8 protein-coding genes are annotated in these 7,226 nt (G+C 71.4%); 1 reads left to right on the forward strand and 7 read right to left on the reverse strand.

Annotated elements, in window-relative coordinates:
- Positions 1-142: 142 nt before the first annotated feature.
- Positions 143-508 carry a YciI family protein gene (locus tag OZN99_RS21545; RefSeq protein ID WP_270937309.1) on the reverse strand — a complete coding sequence of 122 codons (366 nt, stop codon included), beginning with the start codon at positions 506-508 and terminating at the stop codon, positions 143-145.
- Between the two features lie 107 nt (positions 509-615).
- Positions 616-825: a DUF4169 family protein gene (locus OZN99_RS21550; protein WP_333779762.1), complete on the reverse strand. Its 210-nt coding sequence runs from the start codon at positions 823-825 to the stop codon at positions 616-618.
- 18 nt (positions 826-843) lie between these two features.
- Here OZN99_RS21550 and OZN99_RS21555 point away from each other — a divergent pair, with 18 nt between their 5' ends.
- Positions 844-1,506 (forward strand): dienelactone hydrolase family protein, encoded by a 663-nt coding sequence (locus tag OZN99_RS21555; protein ID WP_270937310.1) that lies wholly within the window; start codon positions 844-846, stop codon positions 1,504-1,506.
- Between the two features lie 19 nt (positions 1,507-1,525).
- Here OZN99_RS21555 and OZN99_RS21560 read toward each other — a convergent pair whose 3' ends face one another.
- From OZN99_RS21560 to petA, 5 genes are all read right to left on the reverse strand, one after another.
- Entirely contained in the window at positions 1,526-2,404 is an 879-nt protein-coding gene (locus OZN99_RS21560; RefSeq protein WP_270937311.1) for an S-methyl-5'-thioadenosine phosphorylase, read from the reverse strand.
- A gap of 93 nt (positions 2,405-2,497) precedes the next feature.
- On the reverse strand, positions 2,498-4,198 hold the full coding sequence (locus OZN99_RS21565; protein WP_270937312.1) for a uracil-xanthine permease family protein: 1,701 nt from the start codon (positions 4,196-4,198) through the stop codon (positions 2,498-2,500).
- Between the two features lie 188 nt (positions 4,199-4,386).
- Entirely contained in the window at positions 4,387-5,166 is a 780-nt protein-coding gene (locus OZN99_RS21570) for a cytochrome c1 (protein ID WP_270937313.1), read from the reverse strand.
- Positions 5,163-6,434, reverse strand: a complete 1,272-nt coding sequence (locus tag OZN99_RS21575; RefSeq protein ID WP_270937314.1) for a cytochrome b — start codon at positions 6,432-6,434, stop codon at positions 5,163-5,165. Before OZN99_RS21575 ends, OZN99_RS21570 begins: the two co-directional genes overlap by 4 nt.
- A gap of 82 nt (positions 6,435-6,516) precedes the next feature.
- Positions 6,517-7,080: a ubiquinol-cytochrome c reductase iron-sulfur subunit gene (gene petA / locus OZN99_RS21580; protein ID WP_270937315.1), complete on the reverse strand. Its 564-nt coding sequence runs from the start codon at positions 7,078-7,080 to the stop codon at positions 6,517-6,519.
- Positions 7,081-7,226 lie beyond the last annotated feature (146 nt).

A 7,226-nucleotide genomic window follows, 5' to 3' on the forward strand; every position in this document is an offset into this window, starting at 1 on the left:
CAGGCGGCGAGCGCGGCGGCGAAGGCGTCAGCCAGCGCGTCCTCCGCCTGCGCCATGCCGTGCCCGCGCGCGAGCAGGAAGGCGAGCAGCCGGCCGTAGCCCTCCCGCGCGACGCGCTCCGCGACGGCCGAAGGCGATGCGCTCAAGCGGGCGCCATCGCCGGCATCGGCATCAGCGGCCGCACCTCCACCGTGCCATGCGCCGCGCCCGGGCAGCGTGCCGCCCAGCGCAGCGCGGCCTGCATGTCCGGCACCTCGATCAGGTAGTAGCCGCCGAGCTGCTCGCGCGTTTCCGCATAGGGGCCGTCCAGCACCTGCGGCGTGCCGGACTGGACACGCACCGTATGAGCGGTGCCGGTCGGCTGCAGCGGCGCGCCGGCCACCATCGCCCCGGCCTCCCGCAGCGCGTCGGTGTAGGCGCCATAGGCGGCGAAGGCGGCGGCCTTGTCGGCCCCGGACAGCGCCGCCCAGGCCGTCTCGTCGGAATAGATCAGCAGCATCACCTGCATGGGGTCGTCCCTTCCTGTCGCGGCGGCACCGATCGGCCGCCGGCATGATGACGCGCGAGGGGATGCGATTTCGACAGGCGATGTGCGCGATTGCGGTGCGGTGCGCCCTATTCCGGCCGGTCGTCGCGCTTCGCGCCGTCCAGCAGCGCCTTGCGGCGCACCGCCTCGGCCCGGTCGCGCGCCTTCTCCGCGGCGGTGCGGCCGTGCTTCGCCCGGTTCGCGGACGCTGCGGCCTGGCCTTCCGCCTTCGCCTTGGCCTTCCGCACGCGGTTGAGGTTGACGATCTCGCCCATGCGCCGAGGATAGCGCACCGCCACGCAGGGAGACATCACGCCATGTGGATCGAGCTCACAGCTTCCGACGGACACCGCCTGGCCGCCTGGAAGGACGGGCCGGCCGATGCCAGGCGCGCGCTGGTGGTCGTGCAGGAGATTTTCGGCGTCAACCACCACATGCGCAACGTCTGCGCCCGCTTCGCGCGGGAGGGCTATGCCGTGGTGGCACCCGCCCTGTTCGACCGCACCGAGCGCAAGGTCGAGCTCGGCTACACGCCGGACGACGTGGCCCGCGGGCGGGAGCTGCGCGGCCGCGTGCCGGAGGCCGGCACGCTGGCCGATATCGAGGCCGCGGCCGCCGCCCTGCCCGCCGGGGCGAAGCGCGGCATCGTGGGATATTGCTGGGGCGGCACCGTGGCCTGGTGGGGTGCGACGCGCAGCACCAGCTTCGCCGCGGCCTCCGGCTGGTACGGCGGCGGCGTCGCGGCGAGCAAGGACGCCAGGACCAACTGCCCCACCCAGCTGCATTTCGGCGAGAAGGACGCCTCCATCCCGATGGCCGATGTGGAGGCGGTGAAGGCCGCGCAGCCCGGCGTCGAGATCTTCGTCTATCCCGGCGCCCAGCACGGCTTCGGCTGCGACGAGCGCGGCAGCTACAGCCGGCCGGACGCGGAGCTGGCCTGGGAACGCACGCTCGCCTTCTTCGCGAAGCAGCTGGCGTGAGCCCGCGCCGCGCGGGCCGTCACAGCACCCGCGCGGCCACCGCGTCCAGCTTCGCCAGCATCGCCGGGTCGCGCTTCTCCGGCGCAGTGATCAGCGCATGGTCCAGCGCCCGGTCGCAGCCGGCCGGGCATGGGCCGCGCCGCGCGCCCAGCGCCGGCACGACATCGGCCACCAGGGCCCGCGCGCGGTCAGCGTTGGAGAACAGCACCTTCACCACCTGCTCCACCGTCACGTGGTCGTGGTCGGGATGCCAGCAGTCGAAATCGGTGACCATGGCGACGGTCGCGTAGCAGAGCTCCGCCTCGCGGGCCAACTTGGCCTCCGGCATGTTGGTCATGCCGATCACGCTGCAGCCCCACTGGCGATAGAGGTTGCTCTCCGCCTGGGTCGAGAATTGCGGCCCCTCCATCACCAGGTAGGTCCCGCCGCGCGTCACCGGCAGGCCGAGCCTGCGCGCACTCGCCTCCAGCGCATCGCCGAGCCGCGGGCAGACCGGGTGCGCCATGGAGACATGCGCGACGCAGCCGGTCTCGAAGAAGCTCTTCTTCCGCGCGAAGGTGCGGTCGATGAACTGGTCCACGATGACGAAGTGGCCCGGCGGCAGCTCCTCCTTGAGGGAGCCGACGGCGGAGAGCGAGAGCAGCTCCGTGCAGCCCGCGCGCTTCATCGCGTCGATGTTGGCGCGGTAGTTCAGCTCGGACGGCGGCGTCGGGTGGCCCCGGCCGTGGCGCGGCAGGAAGCGCACCGGCACGCCCGCCAGCCGCCCGAACAGGATCTCGTCGGACGGCGCGCCCCAGGGCGTCTCGATGCGGCGCCATTCGCGCTGCTCGAGGCCGGGAATGTCATAGAGCCCCGAGCCGCCGATCAGGCCGATGACGGGGGTGATCTGGTCGGACATGCGCCGCGCGGTCCCTTGATGCCGACGGCTTCATAGAACACGCCGGCGCCGAATGCATGCGGCGCGCGGCGGGCGGCGCCGGGGGCCCAGCCATCAATGGTCCAGCACGATGTCCAGCTGCGTGACGCCGCCGCGGTGGCGCACCGTGGCCTTGTTGGCGCGCCGCCGGATCATGTGTCCGGCGAGTCGCGCCGGCGCGCCCTCGTCCGCCAGCATCTCGTCCGCCGTCGGCGCGGTGGCCGACAGCGCGATGGGCGGGCCGGCATAGCTGATCCGCACGTCGATGCGGAACTCGTCGAAGCCGATGCGCACGGTCACCTCACCCTCGGTCAGGCCGAAGCCGGCGATCGTGTCCACGCACCAGGTGATCTGCTCCGCCGCGCGGGTCAGCACATCGCGCCGCGCCCCCCAGGCGGCGCCGGCCCGCATGACGAAGTCCGAGAGCGCGTCATGCGGCACGTCGCGCGCCGGCACGCTCATCGACACCTCCCGGCGGACCCCGATCCGCAGCACGGCGTTCAGCGCCACCGCGACGATGGTGCCGAGCGCGGTCGCCGACATGAAGGGCTGCAGCGCCGGCGAGACCCAGGAGCCGAGCTCGGGAATCGCCTCGACCGCCAGCGTGGTGACCACCGCGAAGCCCACCACGAAGGACTTGCGCGAATCCAGCATGCGGGAGGTGGCGAGTTCCATCCCGTTCACCAGCATCAGCCCGCCGGCATGCAGCAGGATGGCGGCGATCACCGGCGCCGGCACCTGCGCCAGCAGCGCCGACAGCCGCGGGAAGCAGGCCAGCAGGACGCAGAGCGCGGCGGTGGCGTAGCCGATCGAGCGGCTGGTCACGCCGGTCGCTGCCTGGATCGTCACGTTGGTCGCACTGACATTCGGCGCCGCGGTAGCGGCAAGGCCCGCCAGCATGGTCGCGACGCCGTCGCCCGCGACGCCGCCGGCGATGCTCCTCGGGTCGGGTCGCACCCAGTCCGCGTCGTTCAGCTTCTGCAGCGTGGTCACCAGGCCGACGGTCTTGAGCGAATTGGCGAGCGCGGCGATCAGGAAGGCCGGCAGCAGGACGGGATCGAAGGCGTAGCCGACATGGCCAAGGTCCGGCAGGCCCAGAACGGGCACGGCGGCCAGGTCCGGCCCGGCGTCCCGCGGCAGCAGCCCGGCCCAGGCCGCCGCCGCGGTGCCGGCGAGCATCGCGATCAGCACGCAGGCACCGCGCAGTACGCCCCGGCCCCAGACGCTGAGCGAGACGGCGATCGCCAGCGTCAGCGCGGCGACGCCGAGCGCCATGGGCTCGGGCGGCGCACCGTCCGGCGTGCGCAACAGGGCGCGCACGCCGGTCAGCGTGACGGCCATGCCGATGATGATCACCACGGCGCCCGCGATCTCCGGCGGGAAGAAGGCGCGGGCGCGGTGCAGGGTGCGGGCGAACAGCGCCATGGCGAAGCCGCCCACCAGCGTCATGCCGGCGGCCAGCGGCAGCCCGCCGGATTGCACCGCCAGCAGCGACGGGGCGAGGAAGGTCGCCGAGCCGGTGCCCGGCGCCAGGTAGCCGGCGCCGATGCCCCAGCGGCCGGCCGACTGGATCAGCGCGCTGGCGCCGCAGACCAGGAAGGCCAGGCTCAGCATCGCCGCGGTCTGCGTGGGAGAGGCCTGGACTTCGCGCGCCAGCAGGATCGCGGGATAGACGAAGACCACGATCATCGCCGTCTGCTGCAAGGCGCCGGAGACGAGGACGGCGGGCGTCGGGGTATCGTTCAGGCCGAAGGTGACATCGACCGGCTTACGCATCCCTGCGCCATCCCCCCCGGCGCGCCGACGTGGCGCCGCAGCGTGCGGCGGCGCGATGCACCATGGAAACAATGGCAAGCCGCGCGAGGACCCGGCAAGACCCGCCGGGCCGCCGCGGGTGCCGGCATGAAAAAGGGGCCACCCCTGCGGGCGGCCCCCTTGGTCGTCCGGCGGCGGCGCCGCGCGGCTCAGTGCTTCACGTCGGCCCAGATCTTGCGCTTGACGGCATAGGTCAGGCCGCCGAGCACGATCAGGAACAGGATGATGCGCACGCCCATGGCGCGGCGCTGCTCGAGCTCCGGCTCGGCGGCCCAGGCCAGGAACGCGGTGACGTCGCGGGCCATCGTCTCCACGGTCGCCTCGGTGCCGTCGGCGAATTCCACCTGGCCGGGGTTCAGCACGTTGGGCATCGCGATCTGGTGGCCGGGGAAGTAGGCATTGTAGTTCATGCCGTCCATCAGCGCGAAACCGGCCGGCGGATCCTGGTAGCCGATCAGCAGCGCGCGGACGTAGTCCGCCCCGTCCTTCCGCGCCTTGACCATCACCGACAGGTCGGGCGGGTAGGCGCCGTTGTTGGCCGCGCGGGCCGCCTGCTCGTTGGCGAAGGGCGACCGGAAACGGTCGGAGAGGCGGGCGGGGCGCTGGAACATCTCGCCCTGGTCATTCGGCCCGTCCGTCACCTCGAACTGCGCGGCGATGTTGCGGACCTGCGCCTCGGTCAGGCCGATCTCCAGCAGGTTGCGGTAGGACAGCTGCCGCATCGCGTGGCAGGCAGCGCAAACCTCCTTGTAGACCTGGAAGCCGCGCTGCAGCTGGCCGCGGTCGAAGGTGCCGAACAGCCCGTCGAAGGTGAAGCGGTAGTCGGGGAAGGCGATCGCCGCGCCGGCGGCCTTGGCCGGCGCCGGGCTGAGCGCCGCGGCGGCGCCCAGGACGAGGGCGCCGACGAGGTTGCGGAAGCGCGACATCATGCCTTCTCCATCGGCTTCGCGGCCGCGCCGGCAAGCAGCGGCCCGCCCCCGCGCAGCACGGGCTTGGCGATGCTCTCCGGCAGCGCCAAGGGGCGTTCCAGCCGGCCGAGCAGCGGCAGGATCACGAGGAAATACGCGAAGTAGTAGGCGGTGGCGAAGCGGGCGATCGTGACGTAGACGCCCTCGGCCGGCTTCGCGCCCACCCAGGTCAGGACGCAGAAATTGATGCCCCACAGAACCAGGAACCACTTCGCCACCGGGCGGAAGCGCATGGAGCGCACCGGGGAGGTGTCGAGCCAGGGCAGGATGAACAGGATGGCGATGGAGCCGAACATCAGCACCACGCCGCCCAGCTTGTCAGGCACCGCGCGCAGCACGGCGTAGAAGGGCAGGAAGTACCACTCGGGCACGATGTGCGCCGGCGTCACCAGCGGGTTCGCCGGGATGTAGTTGTCCGGGTGGCCCAGGTAGTTCGGGATGAAGAACACCAGGAAGGCGAAGAAGGCGAAGTAGACGATCAGCCCGACGCTGTCCTTGATGGTGTAGTAGGGGTGGAAGGGCAGCGTGTCCTGCGGGCCCTTCGGGTCGATGCCCAGCGGGTTGTTGGAGCCCGTGATGTGCAGCGCCGCGACGTGCAGGAACACCACGCCCACGATCACGAAGGGCAGCAGGTAGTGCAGGCTGAAGAAGCGGTTCAGGGTGGGGTTGTCCACGCTGAACCCGCCCCACAGCCACACCACGATGCTCTCGCCGAAGACCGGTATGGCGGAGAAGAGGTTGGTGATGACCGTGGCGCCCCAGAAAGACATCTGGCCCCAGGGCAGCACGTAGCCCATGAAGGCCGTGGCCATCATCAGCAGGAAGATCACCACGCCGAGGATCCACAGGATCTCGCGCGGCGCCTTGTAGGACCCGTACCAGAGCCCGCGCCAGATGTGGATGTAGACGACGATGAAGAACATGCTGGCGCCGTTCATGTGCACGTAGCGCAGCAGCCAGCCATAGTTCACGTCGCGCATGATCCGCTCCACGCTGTCGAAGGCGTAGGCGGTGTGCGCGGTGTAGTGCATCGAGAGGAACACGCCGGTCGCGATCATGATCAGAAGGTTGACCATGGCGAGCGCGCCGAAGTTCCAGAAATAGTTGAAGTTCCGGGGCGTCGGGAACGTCCCGTACTCCTTCTGCATCATGGTGAAGACCGGCAGGCGGCTGTCGATCCAGCGCACCACCGGGTTCTTGAAGTCGCTCTGGTGAAGGCCGATGGCCATCTGAGCCTGGCTCCTCGGGTTGTTTCGGTCCGACGGGCGGGCGCGGACCATACCGCGCCCGAGGGGGGTTAGCCTGCTGCCGTCAGCCGATGCGGATCTGCGTCGGAGAGGTGAAGCTGTACTCGGGAACGGCAAGGTTCGTCGGCGCGGGGCCGAGGCGGATCCGACCCGATGTGTCGTAGTGGCTGCCATGGCAGGGGCAGAACCAGCCGCCGTAGTTGCCGCGCGCATCCGTGGTCTTCTGGCCCAGCGGCACGCAACCGAGGTGCGTGCAGACGCCCAGCACGATCAGCCACTGGTCGCGCTGCACGCGGGCCTGGTCGGGCTGCGGATCCTTCAGCTCCGACAGCGGCGTGGCGCGCGCCTGCTGGATCTCCTCCGCCGTGCGGTGGCGAACGAAGACCGGCTTGCCGCGCCAGACCACGGTCACCGCCTGGCCCACCGCCACCGGCGTGAGGTCCACTTCCGTGCTGGCCAGCGCCAGCACGTCGCGCGCCGGGTTCATCGAGCTGATGAAGGGCCAGGCCACCGCGCCGACGCCGACCGCCGCGAAGGCACCGGTGGTCAGCTTCAGGAAGTCCCGGCGGGTCTCGCCTGCCTCGGAAGCGTGTGCGGCGCCACCGTGCGGCGCCATCGCGTCGGCCATCTGTCCGTCCCCTTCCGCGGCGCGGGGCCGGGCAGGAACCCGGGCGGCGCGCAGCGGGCCAAAGCCGCATCCTCAACGGCCGCGTGCGCGACACACCGGCCCGCACGCGCCGCCCGGGGGCGAGCGCAAGCGTCCGGGGCCCGCGG

It is taken from the genome of Falsiroseomonas oryzae (assembly GCF_027856955.1).
Lineage (GTDB): Bacteria > Pseudomonadota > Alphaproteobacteria > Acetobacterales > Acetobacteraceae > Falsiroseomonas > Falsiroseomonas oryzae.